Source organism: Mobilicoccus sp., from assembly GCF_032060985.1.
Taxonomy (GTDB): domain Bacteria; phylum Actinomycetota; class Actinomycetes; order Actinomycetales; family Dermatophilaceae; genus Mobilicoccus.
The window spans coordinates 84,039-107,023 of record NZ_DAMBGD010000003.1; the positions used below are offsets into that span (position 1 = coordinate 84,039).

A 22,985-nucleotide genomic window follows, 5' to 3' on the forward strand; every position below is an offset into this window, starting at 1 on the left:
GAGCGCAGGTGCTCCGCCGGCAGGTCAGAAGGGTGGCGGGCCGACCGAGCGCAGGTGCCACGGTGTCGTCGAGGCACGGGCGGCACGGGCGGCACGGACGTGCGAGGACGGCCGTCGAAGGGTGCGGATGCCGCGCGGTTCGCCGTCGTCCTCCCCTCGCCAGTCGGCCGGGGAGGAGTCGCCCGCGTCCAGTCCGAGCTCGGTGTCGATGAGGATACGGATGTCGGCCTCGGCCCCCTCCGGCGTGAGACCCGTGACGTCGGCGTGCCGCAGCACGGCCTCCTCCCGCGTGGGCACGGGCGGTCGTGGTGGCGGGGTGCGCCGCCTGGTCTCGCGGGACAGCGCGTGCAGCGTCGGTGCCGGGTGCAACGGCGCATCGCCTGCGGCCGCGCCTGTCGTTACGGGTGCCGTCGCCCGGGCCGCACGGGCCGGTTCCTCCTCCACTGGTGGCGTGAGGGCGCTCGGGGGTGGTGACGGGGGCGCGACGGGTTCGTCGGGAGGTGCCCACGACGCGGGGCGTGGGGGCGGGGACTCCGCGGGTGCCGACTCGCGCCCCGAGAGCGAGGCCGCCTCGGAGGGGGAGAACGGGGTGGGATCGAGGTCGCGGTGATCCCAGGGTGTGGTGGCGTAGGTCCGCCCCGTCGGGGTGGTCCAGGTGATCTCGCCGTTGATCCCGGGCTCCCGCACGGACGTCCACGTGCTGCGGGTCTTGTGGTTGTGCCCGCGACGATCCTTGGCCGACACGTTGGCCTCGCTCGTCGGCCCGCCCGCCGCGTGGTCGATGTCGTGATCGGTGTCGCACCGCGACGCCGGCGTCATCCGGCCGGGGGCGCGGGTGATCCCATCGCGGGCGAGGACCCGGTCGCGCAGGCGACCGGTCACGGCGTAGGACGTCGTGGACAGGTCGACCAGGTGTCCGGTGGCCGGGTCGGTGACGAGCCTCGTCCAGGTCGACCCGGCGGCGACGGCCATCCGACGGACGATCGGCGCGGCGAGCCATTCCCGTCGGCCCACCGCGTCCACGACGCCGGGTTCGTCGACAGCCCCGAGCAGACACGCGAGGGAGACGGTCACGTGCACCCGCGCCGCCGGGAGGTCCCCGAGGATGTCGCGGCACTGCGGCAACTCCCCGAACAGCAGGAGATCGAGGGCGAGGTCGGAACGCAGCTGGCTCACGGTGCGGGGGTCACCCTCCCTGCGCAGCCGGCGCGCCAGCTCATCGACGCGCTCGTGCGCCCCGGCGATGCGCCCGGCGTGCCCGGTGACGGTGAACCTGCCGGTGCCGTCCTCGTGATCGAGGAGGGCGTAGGTGTGCCGATCGGCGAGGGCTTCACGGTGGCGCCTCTGGCGGGTGGAGTGTTTCGCGACCTGACGGGACAGTCGCGCGGTGAAGATCGGCTGGGGGACCAGCAGCCCGCCGACGCCGTGGATGCTGCGCGCGGGGTAGGGCGCGGTGATCGCCTCGACGACGCCCGGCACGGTCTCGGCATCGACGAAGGACACCGCGGAGAAGGCCTGCATCGCTCGTGCCCACGACAGCTCACCCCGTGCCAGCGCGGCGCGGATGGAATGGGCTCGCTGAGGGTCGCCGACGACCATCGCCATCCGGGTATGCGCCCCGCGGCCCGTGATGCCGGTGGCCAGGGCGATCTCGTCCTCCAACCCGGCGTGGACCTCGGCACGGTGCAGACGGGCCGCACGCGCCGAGTCGGTCACGAGCGGATCCTCCGAGGCGGCCTCGCGGGACAGGACGAGCTGCTCGGTCAGCGACACCGCCCGTGCCGCCAACCATGCCGTGAGCCGCTCGATGTTCTCCATCTCGGCGAGCATCTCGTTCTCGGACAGCCCCACGAACACCTCGGGCGGGACCTCCTGCCCGACCCCCCAGCCCTCGGGTGGGGCCAGCGTGACGACCGGCGCCGCGGTCGACGTCATCGCACACACCTCCCACACCTCTCAAGACCCGGGGCGGGTCTTCGTCCTCCCATTCTACCGCCCTGACGCGGTTTCCAACACTGTCCACATGGCCTTGTCTCGAATACCTGTACGATCCGACATCGGCCGAGGTCCCGCCCCAGCGGGCGCCCACGCCGCGAGGACCTGGGCCCCGACTCGCGCACCATCCAGACGCGACACGCCGGGGCGGTGAGGGCACCGCCGGACACAGCCCATCGCGATGGGAGGACAAGCCGCGGATTGCCGGGTCGGCGAACAACGCGCGTCCGACGGTGGTGGCGTCGTCGGTGTGCGTCGATGTCGTCGCACGAGAGGCGCGCCGCATCCGTCGGCGCTCAAGCCGTCACAGTCGAGACCTCACCGTCGACCGGCACGGTGCGCCGACGGCGTCGACACGGGGAGACCGCTGCGGCCGCTGCACCGGAACGGACTCGGCAGCAGTCGTCTCGTCTCACCCCATGCCAGGGATCACCGCCGATAATCCACATTATGTCATTTCCGACTGCCCGGGCCCCTGCTCAGATGCGGACGCTACACGGCCGACGAAGCTCGGCGTCCTCCCGAAAGACGTGATCCCGCACGTGAACTCTTGACCGTACCCCGACCCGCGCATGATCATGGGATATGGGCGACGACAGAGTGCCTGGCGTGGGCGCGGTGACGGCAACCGTGTGGGTCTGCCCCCGCGGCGGGTGTGGACAGAGCCAGATTAAGACCCTGGCACCCGTTTGCCCGTCCCACAAGATCCCTATGGTGCGGGAGGCAAGTCGTCAGCGCTGACCCGCTTCGGGCTAACCAGGAGTCTGATGCGCGGAGATCTCGTCCCGCATGGCGACCAGGGCGGTGCCGTAGCCGCGTGCCGATGCGATGGCGGCGCGGTAGCTGAGCATAGACAGTGCCAGCAGTAGCGCGACGCCCGTAATGGGCGCCGACACGGGGTGACCCCTGACCCCGGCCAGCAGGGGCCCTGCTGCGCAGGCCAACGCGAAGAACACGAATACGAGCAGAGAGTACATCTCCAATCGATCGCGAAACTGATCGTGCTGACCCATCAGGCGGCTGGGGACCAGCAGGTGATTGTCCATGACGAACCTCTCCAGCCGGTCCCCCTCAAGCCCGAGACGCTCCTCGGAGGCACGCAGAACGTTCCCCATCCTCGTCGGCAGGATGCGATGAGGCGCCGTGGGGTAGTCGCCGACGCGTTGAGCGGCGCGGTAGAAGAGCGCGGCCACCGCAGGATCGCCCTTCTCGCGCCAATCGATCTCCAGCGCAGCAGCGATCGTGGCCGGATCAGAGACTCGTTGCCGCTCCGGTGGGATGTCGTAGACGTCCGTCTCCCACACGTCGACGTGGTCCCTTTCCTCCTCTGCCAGGAGCCTACCGCGCGCAGACTCGAAGAGTCGCCTGTGCAGCTCCACGACCCGTCGGTGTAGGACCTCCGATCGTCGTACGTGATGGCGCACCCTGACGCGCGTCGCCCAGTCGAGCGCCCATCCCGAGGCCCAGTACCCCTCGAGCGCGCGAATGACCCCGAAGGAGAATGCCTGCGTGACCATCGTCGCCAGGACGAGGCCGAAGGCCCAGACGATGAAGACCGTCCACGACGCACTCGACATGATCGACACCGCGGCACCGACGTCCGAGGTGGACTCACGGTGCATCGTCACGAGAAGAGCGCCCACGGCGGTGAGCATCGCCGCCGGCAACCACGCGCTCACGGCCAGCTGCTCCAACACCCGAGCAACGAAGCTGGTGAACCCTGCTGAGCCCTTCGACAGGTCGTCTGCTCTGGCAACAGTTGAGTCTTGTGACATGACCAGATTCTGGTAGCTGCTCGGCGTTGAGGTGTTCCAACAGCATCGATGCGCTGCACCCCCTTGACCAGCCGCCCACCATCTGACCAGCCGCCCACCATCGATCGGGCGAGTCGTCACCGGTATCGGCGACATCATGCGACGGCGCGGTCACTGTTGGCTTAGTCCACGCCCCGGTCACCGAATGCCGCGCCCCGGACAACGGCGCCCTTGTCTCCCATTGCGTCGTCGGCATCGGTGACACGACCGGCCGTGAGCGGTGTCCTCACCCGCGCGGCGACGCGAACACCGCAACGGACGAGGGAGGAGTGCCCCAGAGGGAGCTGCGGGAGCGACGGGGCACGGTGCGCTACGGCGTCCCACTCATCGGCAACGTGTCCACGGTGCTGGACGCCCATGAGCGTGCTGATCCGACACCTGGGCGGGTGTACCACATGGTGCGGCAGGCCTCCGTTGACGGGCGTGGGAGCTGGGCGCGGCACCACGATCCCGGCGCCGACATCTCGGTGACCAGCTCGTCACCTGCTTCCGTGCGGGTCGGCCGCATGTGGAGGCCGAGCCCGCGTCGCCACCGTGGACGTGCGGCCCCCGCGGAGATCCCGTCGCCTTCTGGCGGTCGTGGTCCGCTTCGTCGCCGATGACACCGGGGACACCTGGGCGTGGGGAGACGGCGATCTCGCCGGCTCGGTCCGCGCCCCCGCCGAGCGACTCCTGCTCACCCTCTGGGCGCTCCGGGCTTTGGACGACGCAAGGATCGGTAGCGACGGGGAGGCCTGTGCGTGCTGCCCTGGCCCGGTCCCTCGTGCCCTGAGCCGGGTTGATCAAGCCCGCACCCGACGCCGCAGCTCGTCGAGCCAGACCTCGAGACGATCGCCCCAGGGGTCGGCGAGATCCCCGGCCCGCCAGAGGCGTTCGACCTCGTCGAGATCGACCCAGCGAGTGGTGGCGACTTCGGCCGGGTCGAGGGAGACGGTCGCGTCCGAGGGCACGCGCACGAGGTAGAAGTCGAAGAAGGCGTTCGACTCGGTGCGACGTCCGAGGAGGTCGAGTTCGTCCTTACCCACCCGGAACCCGACCTCCTCGATGAGCTCCCGGACGGCGGCCTCCTCACTCCTCTCCCCCAGCAGCGCGCTGCCGGCCGCGAACTCCCACGACAACGGCCAGTCCTTCGTCGTCGCGCGTTGCGACACGAGCACACGCCCGTCGGCGCGCACGGGGCAGACACCGACGACGAGGTGGTAGCGCCCGTCCTCCCAACCGCCGTCACCGCGGCGGACGCGCTCACCGGTCGTGTTCCCCTCGGCGTCGAGCAGGTCCCACCACTCCTCGACCTCGCCCTGGACGACCGCGGCGCCGTGACTGCGGACCGCCGCGACGAGGTCGGTCGGACGCTGGCCGAGAAGGACGTCGCGCACCGCATCGACGGGAACGGGACCTCCGTACACGTGGGGGAAGAGCTCCGAGGCGGGATCGCCCGGGTCACCCGGCTCCAGGCGGACGACGTGGCCGGTGGCCGAGAGCCGGTCCTCGTCGAGGGCCAGCACGCACAGCGGGTCGGTGACGTCGGCGTAGAACCGCCCGAGCACCCCGGCGACCTGCTCCGCGTCGAGGGAGGCGTGCAGGAACCCGACCTCGTCGATGGTCGCGCCGCGGGTCGAGATGCCGTACTCCCCCGAGTGCCGGGCGGCGTCCCAATCACGGTGTTCGGCGAGGTGATAGATCGTCATGGCGCCCATCATCGCCGGTCGCCGGAACCACCTCCGACCCACCTCGGCCCCCGATCCTCCTCGGCGCGCCCCTGTACTTCAGGACACCTCTGCCCCTAATGTGACGTGCATCTCACGCGCGGCGATTCGTCGCGGCGACATGGCCAGGGCCTCACGACGAGCGCCTCCCCCTACGAACGACGGAGTTCCTGTATGACGACCTACGCCCGACCCGGTGGTTCGGACTCCCCCGTCACCGTCAAGGACAGGTACGAGCACTTCATCGGTGGCGACTGGAAGGCGCCGGTCGACGGGCAGTACTTCGACAACGTCACACCGGTGACCGGTGAGGTGTTCACGCAGGTCGCTCGTGGGACGGCCGGCGACATCGAGGCCGCCCTCGACGCCGCCCACGCCGCCGCCGACGCGTGGGGACGTACCTCGGCGGTCGAGCGGGCGACGTTGCTGCTCGCGATCGCCGACCGCATGCAGGAGAACCTCGAGACGCTGGCCGTCGCGGAGACGTGGGACAACGGCAAGGCCGTCCGCGAAACCCTCAACGCCGACATCCCTCTCGCGATCGACCACTTCCGGTACTTCGCCGGGTGCATCCGTGCGCAGGAGGGCGGGATCAGCCAGATCGACGAGGCCACGATCGCCTATCACTTCCACGAGCCCCTCGGCGTCGTCGGGCAGATCATCCCGTGGAACTTCCCGATCCTCATGGCGGTGTGGAAGCTCGCCCCCGCCCTCGCCGCGGGGAACTGCGTCGTGCTCAAGCCGGCGGAGCAGACGCCCTGGTCGATCCTCGTGCTCATGGAGCTCATCGCCGACCTCGTCCCGGCCGGCGTCATCAACGTCGTCAACGGGTTCGGCGCCGAGGCCGGTAAGCCGCTCGCGAGCAGCCCCCGCATCGCCAAGATCGCCTTCACCGGCGAGACGACGACCGGGCGGCTCATCATGCAGTACGCGAGCCAGAACATCATCCCGGTGACCCTCGAACTCGGGGGCAAGAGCCCGAACATCTTCTTCGAGGACATCGGCGAGCAGAAGGACTCCTTCTACGACAAGGCCCTCGAAGGGTTCGCGTTCTTCGCGCTCAACTCCGGCGAGGTGTGCACGTGCCCGTCCCGCGCGCTCATCCAGTCCTCGATCTACGAGGAGTTCCTCGCCGACGGCATCAAGCGCGTCGAGGCCGTCACGCAGGGCGACCCGCTCGACGACGCGACGATGATGGGCGCGCAGGCGAGCAACGACCAGTTCGAGAAGATCATGAGCTACCTCTCGATCGGCAAGGAGGAGGGCGCGAAGGTCCTCACCGGCGGCGACCGGGTCGACCTCGGTGGCGACCTCTCCGGCGGCTTCTACGTCCAGCCCACCGTGTTCGAGGGCACGAACACGATGCGCATCTTCCAGGAGGAGATCTTCGGACCCGTCGTCTCGGTGACGCGGTTCGCCGACGACGCGGAGGCCCTCTCGATCGCCAACGACACCCTCTACGGCCTCGGCGCCGGGGTGTGGACGCGGCACATGCACCGCGCCTATGCGATGGGCCGGGCGATCAAGGCCGGACGCGTGTGGACGAACTGTTACCACCACTACCCCGCCCACGCGGCCTTCGGTGGGTACAAGCAGTCGGGCATCGGTCGCGAGAACCACAAGATGATGCTCGAGCACTACCAGCAGACGAAGAACCTCCTCGTCAGCTACTCCAAGGACGCCCAGGGCTTCTTCTGAGCCCGCCCGTCCCCCCGTTCCCGCGGGTGCGTCGCACAACGGCGTGAGACGCACCCGCGGCCCTCTTCCCGGAGACCCCGATGACCGACGCCACCGCCTCCCCGCCGCCCGTTGCGTGCGCGCCGGACGCGGCCATGTGCAGTGACGTCCCGGTCGAGGAGCTCCCGACCGCGGGCCCGACCCGGGTCGCCGTGACCCCGGCCGCCGCCGCTCTGCTGCAGCGCCTCATCACACTCCACGGCCCGGTGATGTTCCACCAGTCCGGCGGTTGCTGCGACGGCAGCGCGCCGATGTGCTATCCCGCCGGGGAGTTCCTCACCGGCGACGCCGACGTCCACCTCGGCGACCTCGAGATCCCCGCGTCACCGCCGATCCCGGTGTGGATCGGCCGGCAGCAGTGGGCCGCGTGGAAGCACACGCGCCTCACGATCGACGCCGTCCCCGGCCGCGGGGCCGGGTTCTCGCTCGAAGGCCCCGAGGGGTTGCGGTTCCTCACGCGCTCCCGGCTGTTCACCCCGGAGGAGCGCGCCGCGCTCGACCTCGACGAGTGAGCCCCGCCTGGGCGGTCGAGGTCGGTGCCTGACTCGACGGGGACGCGAGGGCGGACCCCGCCGCGGAGACCCGTGCGCGCCGGGGTCGAGCCAGGGAGGTCCCCCATGGCCGTGATCAGGGCGGCCGGGTTGACTGTGAGCAGCGGGACCGACCCGGCCCGCTCCCCGGATCACCCACGAGCCACCCACCACAGGAGCGTCGATGAACCAGCGTCTCGTCCGTACCAACCAGTCCGACAAGGTCTTCGCAGGTGTCTGCGGCGGACTCGCCCGGCGGTTCGACATGAGCCCCGCGCTCATGCGGTTCCTCTTCGTCGCCTCGCTCCTGCTGCCCGGACCGCAGCTCGTCATCTACCTGGTGCTGTGGGCGCTCATCCCCGCCGAGGACGGCATCTGAGGCGACCCGCCCGCCCCCGGCCGCCCTCGGCCCCGAGCCTCGGGACGACGAGACCGCCCGAGACCGCCCGAGACCTCCAGACTCCCCACGGCGACCGGTGAGGGACGAGAACCACGCGCGACCCCCGCCGGGGCGTGACAGGGTGGCGGAATGTCAGGCGCCACGTACGTCGCCCTCGGCGACTCCTTCGCCGCGGGCATCGGGTCGCGCACGTCCGGGGATCGATGCCGCCGCCCGGGTGGGTATCCCCCGCTGCTCGCGGCGCGTCTCGGAGTCGACCTCGCCTACCAGGGGTGTCACGGGGCGACCGTCGAGGACGTCCGCCGACTGCAGCTCGGCGCCCTCGGCCCCGACACCCGTCTCGTCACGCTGACGGTCGCCGGCAACGACGCGGGCTTCACCCCGGTGATCCTCGCGGCGGCCAAGCCGGGCTGGCTCGTCGACGGTGTCCGGGTGATCGAGGCCGCCCGTCGACGGACCCGGGTGACCCTGCCCCTCGCTCTGTTCCGGCTGCTGCGCGACATCCGCCGCCGCTCCCCCGCCGCCCAGGTCGTGGTGACGGGCTATCCCCAGCTGTTCGGGTCGTACGACTGCCACTGGTCCACGTTCTTCTCGACCGCCGAGCTCGCCGCCCTGCAGGCCGGGGTCGGCGACCTCGACGCCCTGATCCTCGGCGTCGCGGGACGCGCCGGCGCGACCGGCGTCGATGTGCGCGCCGCATTCGAGGGCCACCACATCTGCAGCCCCGAGCCGTGGATCCACGGGCCCACGTGGCCGTTCGGCGACTCCTTCCACCCGACCGACCGAGGTCACGCGGCCTACGCGGACGCCGTCGCTCAGGCGCTCCACCCCGATCTCATCCCCGCCCCTCCCACCGAGGACCACCCGAGCCCACGGCTCACCGGGCACCCGGCGGTCACGGAGGGACCGCGAGAGACGGGCCGGGCGCCCCGCTTCGGCCTGCGTGAGCTGGTGCTCGCCGGGACGCGGCCGCCCGTTCCTCCCCCCTGACCGGCGGACGCGCTGTTGCGTCCCGACCTGCGCCGTCGCAGGGTAGGGGCATGAGAGACCAGCCCACAGAGTTCGACGACCGCCCGCGCGACCCCGCCTTCGACGACACGCGCATCAGCAGCGACGAGGCCGATGACCTGCCCGTCTCCCCGCCCGATGGACAGCCGCGCAGCGGTGAGTACCTCGGTGGCGACGCCGAGCCCGTCGAGGAGACGATCGACCAACGGATCATGCAGGAGGAGCCCGATCCGGACTCCGCCTACGGCGCCCCCGACAACGAGAGCGGACTCGACGACCGCGACGACCGTCTCGGCGGCGACGACCCCGACGCCATCCCCGCCGAGTCCGACGTCCTCGGCGGCGGGGACGGGGAGCTCGACTCGACCGGTGAACCCCTCCCCGACGGGATCGACATCGCCGCCGGTGGCGACGACCTCGAAGCGGTCGCCACCGCGGGTGACGCCGACTCGATCGACGAGGAACTCGAGATGCCCTCGCACGGCGACGCGCTCTCCCCGGAGGAGTCCGCGATGCACGTCGAGGACCTCTAGTCGGCCCGCTCGGACCTCACTCCTGACGCATCGCCACCGGCGTGCCGAGTGCGACCGTGCGGGACACCGTGCACAGCCGGTCTCGGGAGGCCTCGATGGCGCGCGGCACCATCGCGCGGGCCTTGTCGCCACCCTCCCCCTCCGGGAACCGCACGGTGAAGCTCACCTGGATGTCGGTGAGGTGGTGGCCCTCGTCGTCGTCGACCTTGACCCCGCTGCACTCCACCTCGAACGTGGCGGGTTCGGCGCGCCGCGCCGTGAGCATGTCGACGTCGACGGAGCTGCACCCCGCAATCGCGGCGAGCAGGAGTTCGACGGGTGTGAAGTCCTCGCTCGTCCCCGTGCCCATCGGGACCCGGCCGCCCCGCGCGTTCACCGCCTCGAACGCGCCCGCGCCGGTCCGCGTGAGCGAGACCTGGCGATACCCCTCCGCTCGCCGGCGGCCCGGGAACCGTGCCTGCTCGTCCCGATCCCGCGCGTCCTGACCACCCGTGGCCGTCACGTCCGTCATCGCCCGCTCCCTGAGGTCCGTACCGGCGGCGGGACCCGCCCGTGGGTGGGTCCGCCGCGCCGACGCCGTGCACCGGCCCGGCCAGCCTACGGAGACCGCCTCGCCGACGGCACTCAGTCGCGCGGGATCGCGACCTCGGTCTCGTAGTCGCGGTAGGCGCGCGGGTCCTCCCGCGGTTCGATGTGGCCGGTGACGACGACGCCGTCGAAGGTCTCCTTGACGGCGGTCTCGATCTCCTCGCACAGGTCGTGGGCCTCGTTGACGCTCCACGCCCCCGGGACGAGCAGGTGGAAGTCGCAGTAGCGCTGGTGGCCGGACTCGCGCGTCCGCAGGGCGTGGACGTCGATCTCACCGCCGGTGAACCGACCCATGAGACGTGCGAGCTCGGCGTTGTCCTCCTTCGGCCACGAGACGTCCATGAGCCCCTCGGCCGACTCGCTGACGAGCTTCCACCCGGTGACGATGATGTTGAGGCCGACGAGGAGGGCGACGATCGGGTCGAGCCGATGCCACCCGGTGAGCGCGACGAGCCCCACGCCCACGAGGACACCGACGGTCGTCCAGACGTCGGTGAGGAGGTGCTTGCCGTCGGCGACGAGCGTCTTGGACCGGTGTCGTCGGCCTGCACGGAGCAGGAGCATCGCGACGACCCCGTTGAGGATCGAGGCGACGACGGAGATCGCGAGGCCGATGCCGACGTTCTCGATGGGTGCGGGGGTGATGAGTCGCTGGATGGCCGCGACGATGATGAACACGGCCGCGACGAAGATCATCACGCCCTCGGCCCCCGCCGAGAAGTACTCGGCCTTGCTGTGGCCGAAGTGGTGGCTCTTGTCCGCCGGCCGGGCCGCCACCCGAAGGGCGATGAGGGCGAAGAACGCGGCGACGAGGTTGACGACGGACTCGGCCGCGTCGGACAGCAGCCCCACCGACCCGGTGATGTACCAGGCGCCGGCCTTGAGGGCGATGGTGACGACGGCGGTCGCGATGGACAGCCACGCGTAACGGGTGAGGTCGCGTGCGCTGGACGAGGTGGTCTCCTGAGTCACCCCTCAAGTATCGGCCCCGCGCCGAGTGCTCCCCACCACCCCTCCCCCGCCACGGCTCGTATGGCGAGAGGCACGGGTGGAGGTGGCAGGGTCCGCGCGCCAGCCGGCCCGGTCAGCCGGGGAAGACCGTCAGTCCGCGGAAGGTGGGCGACACGTTGGTCGCCGCGATGCCCGACCGTCCGGGGCGCAGGACGGCGGCGGAGCCGTTCGGGCGGATCGCGAGGACACGACCGGAGCCGGTCATGCCGACGAACCGCGCGTAGCCGCTGACGGTGCCCTGCGGACGCTTGCCGCCGCGGACGAACCCGCCCTTGCCGTCGCCGAGGTGGAGGACCGCGCGCCCCTTGGCGTCGACGCCGAGGAGGTCGGGCTTGCCGTCGCCGCTCCAGTCCCCGACGGCGGCCACGTGGGGGTACACGTTCCAGGCGGTACCGATCCGCTTGCCCGAGGAGAACCCACCGCCGCGCTTACCCGGGTAGAGGTACATCGCCCCGTCGGAGCGGCGGATCGCGATGAGGTCGGCGTAGCCGTTGCCGTTCCAATCGCCGGGCGTGAGGATCTGGCTCATCCCGCCGAATCCGCTGCCGACGAGCCGGGCCGAGGTGACGCCCTTCGTCGTCCCGGGGCGGATGTGGAGACGACCGTTGCGGCGGTCGAGGGTAAGCAGGTCGGGCAGACGATCGCCGGTGACGTCCTGCGTCGCGATGATCGTGCCGTAGTTCCCCCAGTTGGCCGTGTCGATCGACCGCGCGTACGTGATGTCGTTCGAGCCCTTCGGGCCGACGGCGTAGAGGCGTCCGGTCGTGCCGAGCATCATCGCGTCCGAGGCCGTGACCGCCCCGGCGGCGGGCGGGGAGACCGAGGGCCCGGCGACGCCGCCCGAGTGTCCGGATCCTCCGTGCCCGACCGAGGAGGACCGCATGAGCGAGGCGGCGCGGGTGGCCATGCTCGGCAGGTAGCCGTAGATGAGGCCGGGGCACGTCGTCTGGCCGACGTCCTTGTGGCCGCTCACGTTGCGGTAGGTGCCGCCCCTGTAGCTGAACCGGCCGCGCGGGTCGAAGCCGTGGACCGAGGCCTTCCACGCGATCGTCCGCGTCACCGCGTCGATCGCCGCGGAACTCGGCTGGACGTGGCGGTAGTCGCCCATGACCGAGATGCCCATCGTCACGCTGTTGAACCCGCTGGCCTGCGCACCGATGAGTGCCCTGTCCGTGCCGCCGTAGCGGCCCTCCCACACCCGTCCCCACTTGTCGACGAGGAAGTTGTAACCGATGTCCCCCCAGCCGCGGTCCTTCACGTGGAAGGCGTAGATGCCGCGAAGGATCGCGGGCACCTGGCTCGGGCTGTAGTTGTTCGTACCGGCGGTGTGGTGGACGATCGCCCCGCGGACCTGGCCGTAGGACGGTGAGCCACGACGGATGGACTCGTTCGCACCCCACTGCGCGCGGGTGCGGATCGTGGGACGTGAGGCCGCAGCCTGAGCGGCCCCCGCGGAGGTGCCGGTGTTGGCGTCGGCCTCCCCCTGACCGGGGTCGATGACCGACAGCGACGGATTGCGGGGCTTGTCCCCCGCCGCGCCGAGGATGCGGGCCTGCACGGCCTTCACCCCGGTGAGGACGATCGCGTCGGAGCCGCTGCGCGTGCGGCCGGCGGCCCCGCCGACCTCGACGTCCGCGTCGGAGTCGGTGTCGATGCCCTGCCACGTGCTCCAGCCCTTGGCGTCCTCCGTGCGGTACTGCACGGCGAGCGGCGCGGCACCGTCCCAGGTGACGCCGACGACCGCGAGGTTCTCGTCGACGGCTTGACGGCCCGTGGCGCCGAGCACCTCCAGGTCGGGGCTCTTGGCGACGTCCGGCGTCGTCGCCTTCGCGAGGACGAGATCGCCGTCGGAGGCGTAGTCGCCGTCGCCGACCTTGGGGTCGGCCGGGTCGACGAGCGGCGCGGCCTCCTGCGTCGTCTCGACGGGGGTGGGGGCGGGCTCACCGTGGGCGGGGAGGGCGATGAGGGCTGGGGCCAGGAGCGTGGCCGCGGTCAGGGTGGACAGTCGTCGCAAACGCACGGGCAGGACTCTTTCCGTAGTCGACTTCGATGCACGTCACCGCGATCCCGCGGCGCATCCGGGCCCCCCGAGTCCGTCGCCGCGCTCACGTTCGGCGGCAGCGGACCCGCCGCCCCTATCGACCCGGCCGATACCGAACTGAGACCTTTGGCTCAGATGCCGATCGCCCACCCTCGGTTCACCCGGCCGCCGCCGGGCATGACGAAGGGGCCGAAGTCCGCTTGTCCTGCTTGCGAACTCCGGCCCCTTCGGGGTCGCTACCGCGTCACTGACCGCCCGGGTGCTGCCCCTCGGGCCAGCCCTGACCGATGTCCTTGAGCATGTCGACGTACCACTGCTGGTGGTAGTCGAACGGCTTGTGACCGGCGATGCGGTCGAACTCGATGACACGCAGTTCGTCGTCGCGGTCCTCGTCGTTCCCGACGACGCCGGGGGTGCCCTCGAGGGCGCTGTCGACGGCCATCGTCGTCATCTCGGCGATGAGCCGCAGGTCCGCGTCGTTGGCCGGGGCTGACCGGGAGAAGTACCCCGACTTCTGCACGAGGACCTTCTCGGCCCCGAGCTTCTCCGCGAACTGCTTGCCGAACCACGCGCCGGGGTTGATCTCGTTGAGACGGACGTGACCGAACGCGTCGCGCGGCACCTCCTCACCGTTGCGCTCCATGAGGTCGACGATGTCGGAGACGCCCGCGCCCTCGGAGAGGAAGATCGTCACGTTGCCGACGGTGTCCATGACCGTCTTGAGTCGCTCCGCCTCCGCGTCGATGTGGATCTCGACCTCGGGAACGTAGACGCCGTGCACGTCCCACGCCTCCCGGGACAGGCCGATCTCGGGCAGCCACTCCTGCTCGTCCAGCCAGGCCCGGTACTCCCGCGCGGCCGCCGCGGTCAGCCAGCCGCAGTTGCGGCCCATGACCTCGTGGATGATGAGCATCCGCGATCCAGAGTTGTGCTCGGCGACGACGTTCTGCGCGAACTGCGAGGCCTGCTCGGCGGCGGTCATCGCCCCGAGCGACTGGCGGATCGGCACGATGTCGTTGTCGATGGTCTTGGGGAGGCCCACGACGACGAGATGGTGGCCGGTCTTCTCGAGGTGCGCCGCGAGGTCGGCGGCGGTGGTGTTCGTGTCGTCACCGCCGATGGTGTGCAGGACGTCGACGCCGTCCTCGGTGAGGCGCTCGGCGGCGAACTCCAGCGGGTCCACGCCCTCGGGCACGAGGCCACGCGTGACGAGGTCCTTCGCGTTCGTGAGCTTGACGCGAGAGTTGCCGATCGGCGACCCGCCGTACTTGTGCAGCAGGTGCGCCTTCTCGCGCACACCCGCGTCGACGGTGACGTAGTCGCCGGTGAGCAGGCCCTGGTAGCCGTGCTTGTAGGCGATGATCTCGATGTCGGGCGCGATCTGCGTATAGCGCTCGATGAGGCCACCGACGGCCGACGACAGGCACGGGGCGAAGCCACCCGCGGTCAACAGGGCTACGCGACGAACAGCCATACCATTTCTCCCAGCTCGGACGGTCGTGTCCCCGCACGTGGATGCGGATCGCGCCCAGCCTATCGGCCGACGGACCCCGCGGATCCGCGAAGGCGCGCCCGGGGGTCGCAGGTCCCGATGAAGGTCCGGGCCCCTCTCCGAGGCCCGGACTCAGAGGCGCGGAACCTCCCACGTGTGCACGGGATCGCCCGCCTCGCTGAGGTCGAGGTACAGCTCGAGCATCCGCCGCAGCGCGTGGGCCCGGTCGAGCCCCGACTCCTCCAGCGCGTACACCGTGTCGATCTGCCAGGAGGCGCCGTTCTGCCGGGAGATGGCACGGCCCTCGATGACCTGCAGGTAAGTGTCCCGCACCGTCCGGTCCACGCCCAGCCGCGCCAAGCCCTGCTCCGCGAGCGGGAGCAGGTGCCGGAGCGTGAGCTCGTCGGGGGCGATGGAGGAGTACCCCGGCCAGTACAGCCGCGCCGACATCCCGTCGCGGGCGCCGTGGCGGAAGTTCGTGTTCGCGGCGGAGAAGCTCATCTGCGTCCACACCGGCCGGTCCTCGTTGGCGAGGTGGACGAGCAGTCCGTAGTAGAACGCGGCGTTGGCGAGCACGTCGGTGACCGTGGGCCCGGCGGGCAGCGTGCGGTTCTCGACCCTCAGGTGCGGCTTGCCGCCGCCGGTGTCGTAGATCGGGCGGTTCCACCGGTAGATCGTGCCGTTGTGCAGGCGCAGTTCGGCCAGCTCGGGTGGCTGACCGCTCTCGAGCACCGCCACCGGGTCCTCGTCGCCGAGCTCGGGAAGCAACGCGGGGAAGTACCGCACGTTGTCCTCGAACAGGTCGAAGATCGAGGTGATCCACCGGTCGCCGAAGTCGACGCGCGCACGCACCCCCTGATTGACGTACTCGATCGACCGGGTGTCGGTCGCCTGGGTGAACAACGGGATGCGGGTCTCGTGCCACAGCATCTTGCCCGCGAAGAACGGGGAGTTGGCGGCGAGGGCGAGCTGGGGTCCGGCGAGAGCCTGCGCCGCGTTCCAGTAGGCCGCGAAGTCCGCCGGGGCGACCTGGAGGTGTAGCTGCATGGACGTGCAGGCGGCCTCCGGCCCGATGGAGTCGGCGTACATCGTCACCCGCTCCCCCGAGGGACCGCTGATGTCGATGAACATGTCCTCGCCGCGGGCCCGCATGATCGCGTCGTTGAGCGCGGAGTACCGCTTGGGCGCGCTCATCCACCCCCGGTCCGTGACGTGGTGGGAGAGGATCGTCGGCAGGATGCCGATCATCGCGAGGCGCGTGCCCACCGAGGCCGCGGCCGCGCGGGCGCCGGCGAGGGCCTCCCACACGTCCTTCTCCAGGGTGAGGAGCCCGTCGCGCTCGAGGGAGCGCGGGTTGACGTTGACCTCGATGTTGAACCGGGCCAACTCGTGCACGAACGACTCGTCGCCAATGGCCTCGAGGACCTCGGCATTGCGGAACGCGGGCTCGAGGTCCTCTCCGACGAGGGAGAACTCCATCTCCATCCCCGTCATGAAGCGCCCGGGGTCGAAGCTCGTCACCGCCAGCATCCGCTCGAACACGTCGAGGTTCTGCCGGACCTTCTCTCGGTACTGCTGGCGTTGAGCATTGCTCCACTCGCCGCTGCTGACCTCCCGCCCCATGGCACTCATCCGTTCGCTCGGAGACCGGTGGAGCACACAGTACGACCCCGGGCGCGCGCAGTGCGCGCCCGGGGCCGGACGTCGCCCTCGGGGTGTCGCGGCACCCCGAGGCGGTGGCTCAGTCCTCCTCGAGCGCCTCCGGCGGCGGGCAGGAGCAGATGAGATTCCGGTCACCGTGCGCCCCGTCGATGCGACGCACCGGCGGCCAGTACTTGGCGCGCGGGTCGACCCCGGCCGGGTAGGCGGCGGTCATGCGGTCGTACTCGACGTCCCAGCTCCCGGCCAGACAGTGGGCGGTGTGCGGGGCACCCCGCAGCACGCTGTCCTCGACCTCGACCGTGCCGTCCATGACCTCCTGGATCTCGGCGCGGATCGCGATCATCGCGTCGCAGAACCGATCGATCTCACCGAGATCCTCGCTCTCGGTCGGCTCCACCATGAGGGTGCCCGCGACCGGGAAGCTCATCGTCGGGGCGTGGAAGCCGTAGTCGATGAGGCGCTTGGCCACGTCGTCGACCGTGACGCCACTCACCTTGGTGATCTCGCGCACGTCGAGGATGCACTCGTGCGCGACGAGGCCGTTCTCGCCGGCGTAGAGCACCGGGTAGTGCTCCCCCAGCCGGGCGGCGATGTAGTTGGCGTTGAGCACGGCCATCTCGGTCGCCGCCGTCAGGCCTGTACCGCCCATGAGGCGGATGTAGGCCCAGCTGATCGGCAGGATGCTCGCCGAGCCGAACGGGGCGGCGGAGATCGGACCGACCCCCGACTCCGGGCCCGCCTCGGCGGCGAGCGGGTGGTTGGGCAGGTGGGGCGCGAGGTGCGCGCGGACACCGACGGGGCCGACGCCGGGCCCACCGCCGCCGTGCGGGATGCAGAACGTCTTGTGGAGGTTGAGGTGGCTCACGTCCGCACCGAAGCGACCGGGACGGGCCACCCCCACGAGGGCGTTCATGTTGGCGCCGTCGACGTACACCTGGCCACCGGCCTCGTGCACGAGCTCGCACAGCTCGGTGATCGTGTCCTCGTACACGCCGTGTGTCGAGGGGTAGGTCACCATGATCCCGGCGAGGCGCTCGCCGTGCGTCGCGATCTTGGCGCGTAGGTCGTCCATGTCGACCGAGCCGTCGGCGGCGGAGGCGACGACGACGACCTTGAGACCGGCCATCGCCGCGCTCGCGGCGTTCGTGCCGTGCGCGCTGCTCGGGATGAGACACACGTCGCGCTCGTGGTCACCGTTGGCCTCGTGGTAGGCGCGGATCGCCATGAGCCCCGCGAGCTCACCCTGGGAGCCGGCGTTGGGCTGGAGGGAGACCTCGTCGTACCCGGTGATCTCGACGAGCCACGCGGACAGCTGGGCGGCGAGGTCGCGGATGCCGCGGGTCTGCTCGGCGGGGGCGAACGGGTGCAGGTTCGCGAACTCCGGCCAGGTGATGGCCTCCATCTCGGTGGTCGCGTTGAGCTTCATCGTGCACGAGCCCAGCGGGATCATGCCGCGGTCGAGGGCGTAGTCGCGGTCGGCGAGACGGCGCAGGTAGCGCAGCATCGCGGTCTCGCTGCGGTAGGCGTGGAACACCGGGTGGGTGAGGTACTCCGAGGTGCGGGCGAGATCGCCGAAGTCGGGTTCCACGGTCTCGACCTGCGCCGGGGCCTCGACGCCGAACGCCTCGCACACGAGACGGACGTGGTCGGCGACCGTCGTCTCGTCGGTGCTGATCGAGAGGGTGTCGTCGTCGACGAGGCAGAGGTTGACCCCGCCGTCGAGGGCCTTGGCGAGGATGTCGCGGGCGGCGCCCGGCACCGACACCGTGATCGTGTCGACGAAGCGCGTCGTCGTGACCTCGACTCCCCCGGCGCGCAGCGCCTCGGCGAGGGCGGCGGCGTGGGAGTGGGCCCGCACGGCGATGTCGCGGAGCCCGACCGGTCCGTGCCACACCGCGTACATCGAGGCCATCACGGCGAGGAGGACCTGCGCGGTGCAGATGTTGCTCGTCGCCTTCTCCCGACGGATGTGCTGCTCACGGGTCTGGAGCGCGAGCCGGTAGGCGGGAGTGCCCTCCGCGTCGACGCTCACGCCGACGAGGCGGCCGGGCATCGTGCGGGACAGCTTCTGGCGCACGGCGAGGTAGCCGGCGTGCGGACCGCCGAAGCCCATCGGCACCCCGAACCGCTGCGAGGTCCCGACCGCGATGTCGGCGCCCCAGGAGGCGGGCTCGGCGAGCAGGGTGAGGGCGAGGAGGTCGGCGGCGGCGGTGACGAGACCGCCGAGACCGTGGACGACGTCGGCGACGGCGCGGAAGTCGCGGACCTGCCCGTCCTTGCCGGGGTACTGGACGATGACGCCGAACACGGGCTTGCCGTCGACGGCGAAGCTCAGGGCGTCCGCGGAGTCGACGCCGTCGAGGTCGAGCGTGACGCACTCGATGCGCAGCGCCCGCGCGCGGGTCTCGATGACCCCGATCGTCTGCGGCAGCAGCGCCCGGTCCAGGACGAGGACTGCGCCCTCCTTGGCCTTGGCGGCGCGACGCATGAGGGTCATCGCCTCGGCCGCCGCGGTGCCCTCGTCGAGCATCGAGGCGTTGGCGACGTCGAGCCCGGTGAGGTCGGAGACGACGGTCTGGAAGTTGAGGAGGGCCTCGAGGCGACCCTGGGAGATCTCGGGCTGGTAGGGCGTGTACGCCGTGTACCACGCGGGGTTCTCGAGGATGTTGCGCTTGACGACCGGCGGGGTGTGCGTCCCGTAGCAGCCGAGGCCGATCATCGAGGTGAGCACGGTGTTGCGCGCGGCGATCTCGCGGAGCTCGGCGATGACCGCCTGCTCGCTGGGGGCGGCCTCGATCGCGAGGGCGTCGGCGTCGCGGATGCCGGCCGGGATCGCCGCATCGATCAGGGCGTCGAGGCTGTCCTGACCCACGACCTCGAGCATCCGCGTGGTCTCCGCGTCGCCGGGACCGATGTGACGCTCGGCGAATGCCGGGGGAACGGGCTGGGTCATCGATGACCTCCTGTGGGGCGGTGACGGACGGTGCCGCCGGTGGCGACCTCCCCACGTGTCACCACCGACGAGGTCACGACGGCGGCTTCCACGGTGCCGATCTCACGCGCTCCTGGTGCCTGAGAGGTTCCGGGGAGTGTTGCCCCTTCGGCGCCACCGAAGGCCCGAAGGCGACCGGCGGACTCTCGCGCGCGAGCATGCAGCCCTCGCAGATTAACACCGCGGGCGAGGGCGCCCGAGGCCTTCCCCGGGCTCCGGGGCGCCCGGGGACCGCGGCCCGCACGACCCCACGGGACCCGTGGCTGCACGAACACGCAGGCCACTGAGGACGCCGTGGCCACACGACGACGGCGAGCCCGCCCCGCTCGGGGTGGACTCGCCGGTGGAGGGAACTCGCGGCCGATGGGCCGGGCCGAGATCAGCCCGTCCTGCGCCGGGCGCGGCGGCGGGCGCTGAGCTCGTCGACCTCGCCGGTGGCTCCGGGCGTGGAGGCCTCGGCCTCCTCGAGGGCCTCGCCGTCCTCGCCGAGGCGCTCGGTGGGGAGGTGGGCGAGGTCGCCCTCGACCTCACGCCACACGCGCCCGACGGCGATGCCGAAGACGCCCTGGCCGCCCTGGAGGAGGTCGATGACCTCGTCGTTCGAGGTGCACTCGTAGACCGTGGCGCCGTCGCTCATGAGGGTGATCTGCGCGAGGTCCTCGACGCCGCGCTCACGCAGGGTCGAGACGGCGACGCGGATCTGCTGGAGGGTGACGCCGGTCTCGAGCAGCCGCTTGACGACCTTGAGCACGAGCACGTCACGGAAGCTGTAGAGCCGCTGCGTGCCCGATCCCGTGGCCGAGCGCAGGGACGGCTCGACGAGGCCGGTGCGGGCCCAGTAGTCGAGCTGTCGATAGGTGATGCCGGCGGCGCGGCAGGCGATCGGACCACGGAAGCCCTGGTCGTCGCCGATCGCGTCCTCCGGGGTGAACAGCACGCCCTGGGTGCCCGGCAACGCGGGGACGGCGGACATGCTCGGCGCACCGTGGTCCGTGGGGTTCACGCGGTCCCTCCCTCTCGAGCGACTCGCCGGGCCGCCCGCGCCTCCGCGTCGGTCCACCGGCTCCCTCGATGGTACGGGCCCCCGAGGGCCCCGACCAACGATCCGCTCCGGCGCGTCACCCGTTTTCCCGACCGGGCGGTCCGCCCTGCGGGCCCTCGTCGTCGGGGGCGGATCCGGGCGAGCCCGGTGAGTCCGGTGAGTCCGGCCCCTCGGCGAGGAAGTCCTCGGCCGACACCTGGTCGAGGAACTCGCGGAACTTCTCGACCTCCTCGTCCTCGTCGTCGGCGTCGACGAGCACGCCCGCCTCGTCCATGACGGCCTCGGCGACGCGGATCGGCGCGTCCACCCGAAGTGCCAGCGCCACGGCGTCGGAGGTACGGGAGGGCACCTCGACCCCGCCGCTGAAGTGCAGCACGGCGTAGAACACCTGGTCGCGCATCTCGACGATCTGCGCCTCCTCGAGCTCGTGCCCGAGCGCGGCGACGACCGAGACCATGAGGTCGTGGGTCAGCGGGCGCGGCGGCACGACACCCTGCTGCGCATAGGCGATGGCCGCGGCCTCCGCCGCGCCGATCCACACCGGCAGGTACCGGTCACCGCCCCGCTCCCGCAGGAGCACGATGGGGTTGTTCGTGGGCATCTCCACGCGAACACCGAGGACGTCGACATCGATCACCCCTCTACGCTAGGGGATCCGGCGCTCAGAGTCCCGCTTTGACCAAGGCGGTGTGGAGCGCGAGGCAGTGGTGCAGCACGTCGGCCGTGACCTGACGGGCCGACTCCGTCGAACGACGACGAGCGGGTGCCGAGATCTGATCGACGAGCCCGATCTCCCGCTCGGCGGCCGTGCGGAACGGTCGCAGGTGGCGCGGTTCGAGCCCGTAGGCCGCGAGGCCGGCCGCCGCTCGGGCCACCTGCAGCGCGCGGGCGTCGAAATGCCCGTCGGCGTCCGGGGTGAGCAACCCGTAGGTGACGAGAGCCTCCAGAGTCGCCGCATCGAGGCCGGCCGCCTTGCCGATCTCGGCGCGCGTGAGTCGCAACGTGTCCTCGGTGCGGGCGAGTTCCTGCGCCGTCGGCACGTCGGGGTCGACCGGCACCTGCGGCATCCGTGGGCCGGCGGCCTGCATGCCGGGGTCGTCGAGCGACACCTCCAGGCCGCGGTCACGGGCGTCGAGAGCCTCTCGGATCACCCGCAGCGGCCAGAACCGGTCGCGCTGCGCGGTGAGCACGAACCGGAGTCGTTCGACATCCTCGTCGGAGAACGAGCGGTATCCCGACGGGGTGCGTTCGGGCGAGACGAGCCCTTCGGACTCGAGGAACCTGATCTTCGAGATCGTCACGTCCGGGAACTCGTCGCGCAGGGTCTCGAGCACGGCGCCGATGTTGCGCCGCGAGCCCGCTCGGGGCGCACGCGCGACGTCGGATCGAGCGGCGTCGGCCATCAGGCCGAGGGGCGCGGGGTGTGGAACACGAGCCGGAACTTGCCGATCTGCACCTCGTCCCCGGCACGGAGCACGGCGGAGTCGATCCGTTCCCGGTTGACGTAGGTGCCGTTGAGCGAACCGACGTCGCGCACGACGAACGTCTCGCCCTCCTGCTCGAACACCGCATGCTTGCGCGAGACGGTGACGTCGTCGAGGAAGATGTCGCTGTCGGGGTGACGGCCGGTCGTCGTCATCGCCGAGTCGAGGAGGAACCGCGCACCCGTGTTGGGCCCGCGCAGGACGAGCAGCAGCGCGGTGCCGGGACGGAGGGCGTCGATCGTCGAGGTGTCGTCGACGGAGAGACGCACGTCGGCGTCCGCCGGGAGTTCCGTCTCCGGCACCCCTGTGAATCGCATCGTCGCGGGTCCGGTGCGCGGCGGTTCCTGCCCCTGGCCGGGGTTCGCGTCGGTCACGTCGATTCACCTGTCCTCTCAATTCGCAGACATCCCACCCTAGAGTACGGGTCGATCCTTTCTCGAATGCATACGTCCACCAGGGATGTCGGTCGGTGGACGGACCCCGGCAAGCGGCGTCCCACGCCCGGTGGAGACGCCGACGCCCACCCCGGCCGGGATGGGCGTCGGAGGCGCCGCACTCGCTCAGTCGAGGCCCTCGACGTAGGCGTCGGCGTCCATGAGCGACTCGAGCTGGCCCGGATCGGCGACCTTCATCTCGAACATCCACCCTTCGCCGTACGGGTCGCTGTTGACCATCTCCGAAGCCGACTCGAGGCTCTCGTTGACGGCGACGACCTCACCGGTGAGGGGGCTGAAGAGGTCGCTGACGGACTTCGTGGACTCGATCTCGCCGCAGGTGTCGCCGGCACTCACCTCGTCGCCGACGGAGGGGAGGTCGACGTAGACGACGTCGCCGAGGGCGTCCTGGGCGTAGGAGGTGATGCCGACCCGCACGACGTCGTCGTTGCCGGTGCGCACCCACTCGTGCTCCGCCGTGTAGCGCAGTTCCTGCGGGTACTCCAGGTCGCTCAT

19 protein-coding genes and 1 riboswitch are annotated in these 22,985 nt (G+C 71.0%); of the genes, 5 read left to right on the top strand and 14 right to left on the bottom strand.

The annotated features are described in order from the left end of the window. Positions 1 to 24: 24 nt before the first annotated feature. The 3 genes from RT054_RS03535 to RT054_RS03545 all read right to left on the bottom strand — a co-directional run bounded on the left by RT054_RS03535 (position 25) and on the right by RT054_RS03545 (position 5,497). Positions 25 to 1,935 (bottom strand): hypothetical protein, encoded by a 1,911-nt coding sequence (locus tag RT054_RS03535; protein WP_313022179.1) that lies wholly within the window; start codon positions 1,933 to 1,935, stop codon positions 25 to 27. Positions 1,936 to 2,747: 812 nt separating this feature from the next. Beyond that, positions 2,748 to 3,770 (bottom strand): hypothetical protein, encoded by a 1,023-nt coding sequence (locus RT054_RS03540; RefSeq protein WP_313022180.1) that lies wholly within the window; start codon positions 3,768 to 3,770, stop codon positions 2,748 to 2,750. Between the two features lie 821 nt (positions 3,771 to 4,591). Then, positions 4,592 to 5,497, bottom strand: coding sequence for a DUF952 domain-containing protein (locus RT054_RS03545; RefSeq protein ID WP_313022181.1), 906 nt, complete (start codon positions 5,495 to 5,497; stop codon positions 4,592 to 4,594). A gap of 192 nt (positions 5,498 to 5,689) precedes the next feature. On the opposite strand from RT054_RS03545, the gene RT054_RS03550 reads away from it, so the two are divergent. The 5 genes from RT054_RS03550 (at position 5,690) to RT054_RS03570 (ending at position 9,723) form a co-directional block, all read left to right on the top strand. Then, positions 5,690 to 7,213, top strand: coding sequence for an aldehyde dehydrogenase family protein (locus RT054_RS03550; protein WP_312721528.1), 1,524 nt, complete (start codon positions 5,690 to 5,692; stop codon positions 7,211 to 7,213). Positions 7,214 to 7,347: 134 nt separating this feature from the next. Then, complete coding sequence (locus RT054_RS03555) at positions 7,348 to 7,764, top strand: DUF779 domain-containing protein (RefSeq protein ID WP_313022299.1); 417 nt, start codon at positions 7,348 to 7,350, stop codon at positions 7,762 to 7,764. 202 nt (positions 7,765 to 7,966) lie between these two features. Continuing rightward, positions 7,967 to 8,161: a PspC domain-containing protein gene (locus RT054_RS03560; RefSeq protein WP_312721530.1), complete on the top strand. Its 195-nt coding sequence runs from the start codon at positions 7,967 to 7,969 to the stop codon at positions 8,159 to 8,161. A gap of 150 nt (positions 8,162 to 8,311) precedes the next feature. Beyond that, positions 8,312 to 9,172, top strand: a complete 861-nt coding sequence (locus tag RT054_RS03565; protein ID WP_313022182.1) for an SGNH/GDSL hydrolase family protein — start codon at positions 8,312 to 8,314, stop codon at positions 9,170 to 9,172. 50 nt (positions 9,173 to 9,222) lie between these two features. Next, positions 9,223 to 9,723: a hypothetical protein gene (locus tag RT054_RS03570; RefSeq protein WP_313022183.1), complete on the top strand. Its 501-nt coding sequence runs from the start codon at positions 9,223 to 9,225 to the stop codon at positions 9,721 to 9,723. Positions 9,724 to 9,739: 16 nt separating this feature from the next. Here the strand turns inward: RT054_RS03570 and RT054_RS03575 are convergent, their stop codons facing one another. From RT054_RS03575 to gcvH, 11 genes are all read right to left on the bottom strand, one after another. Continuing rightward, positions 9,740 to 10,234 carry an OsmC family protein gene (locus RT054_RS03575; protein ID WP_313022184.1) on the bottom strand — a complete coding sequence of 165 codons (495 nt, stop codon included), beginning with the start codon at positions 10,232 to 10,234 and terminating at the stop codon, positions 9,740 to 9,742. A gap of 113 nt (positions 10,235 to 10,347) precedes the next feature. Beyond that, positions 10,348 to 11,283, bottom strand: coding sequence for a cation diffusion facilitator family transporter (locus tag RT054_RS03580; protein ID WP_312721536.1), 936 nt, complete (start codon positions 11,281 to 11,283; stop codon positions 10,348 to 10,350). A 112-nt stretch (positions 11,284 to 11,395) separates the two neighbouring features. Beyond that, positions 11,396 to 13,342, bottom strand: a complete 1,947-nt coding sequence (locus RT054_RS03585) for an FG-GAP-like repeat-containing protein (RefSeq protein WP_313022185.1) — start codon at positions 13,340 to 13,342, stop codon at positions 11,396 to 11,398. A 265-nt stretch (positions 13,343 to 13,607) separates the two neighbouring features. Continuing rightward, a complete protein-coding gene (locus RT054_RS03590) occupies positions 13,608 to 14,837 on the bottom strand; it encodes a pyrophosphate--fructose-6-phosphate 1-phosphotransferase (protein ID WP_313022186.1) in 1,230 nt (409 codons plus the stop codon). Between the two features lie 150 nt (positions 14,838 to 14,987). Next, positions 14,988 to 16,478: a glutamate-cysteine ligase family protein gene (locus tag RT054_RS03595; protein WP_313022300.1), complete on the bottom strand. Its 1,491-nt coding sequence runs from the start codon at positions 16,476 to 16,478 to the stop codon at positions 14,988 to 14,990. Between the two features lie 118 nt (positions 16,479 to 16,596). After that, complete coding sequence (gene gcvP, locus RT054_RS03600; protein WP_313022187.1) at positions 16,597 to 19,470, bottom strand: aminomethyl-transferring glycine dehydrogenase; 2,874 nt, start codon at positions 19,468 to 19,470, stop codon at positions 16,597 to 16,599. Between the two features lie 97 nt (positions 19,471 to 19,567). After that, positions 19,568 to 19,670: riboswitch (glycine riboswitch) on the bottom strand. 218 nt (positions 19,671 to 19,888) lie between these two features. After that, a complete protein-coding gene (locus RT054_RS03605; protein WP_313022301.1) occupies positions 19,889 to 20,482 on the bottom strand; it encodes a MerR family transcriptional regulator in 594 nt (197 codons plus the stop codon). Between the two features lie 145 nt (positions 20,483 to 20,627). After that, on the bottom strand, positions 20,628 to 21,188 hold the full coding sequence (locus RT054_RS03610; protein ID WP_313022188.1) for a bifunctional nuclease family protein: 561 nt from the start codon (positions 21,186 to 21,188) through the stop codon (positions 20,628 to 20,630). A 25-nt stretch (positions 21,189 to 21,213) separates the two neighbouring features. Then, positions 21,214 to 21,954, bottom strand: coding sequence for a MerR family transcriptional regulator (locus RT054_RS03615; protein ID WP_312721547.1), 741 nt, complete (start codon positions 21,952 to 21,954; stop codon positions 21,214 to 21,216). Beyond that, positions 21,954 to 22,352 (bottom strand): FHA domain-containing protein, encoded by a 399-nt coding sequence (locus RT054_RS03620; RefSeq protein ID WP_312721559.1) that lies wholly within the window; start codon positions 22,350 to 22,352, stop codon positions 21,954 to 21,956. The genes RT054_RS03615 and RT054_RS03620 overlap by 1 nt, the downstream gene beginning before the upstream one ends. A gap of 243 nt (positions 22,353 to 22,595) precedes the next feature. Beyond that, positions 22,596 to 22,985 (bottom strand): glycine cleavage system protein GcvH, encoded by a 390-nt coding sequence (gcvH, locus tag RT054_RS03625; RefSeq protein WP_312721549.1) that lies wholly within the window; start codon positions 22,983 to 22,985, stop codon positions 22,596 to 22,598.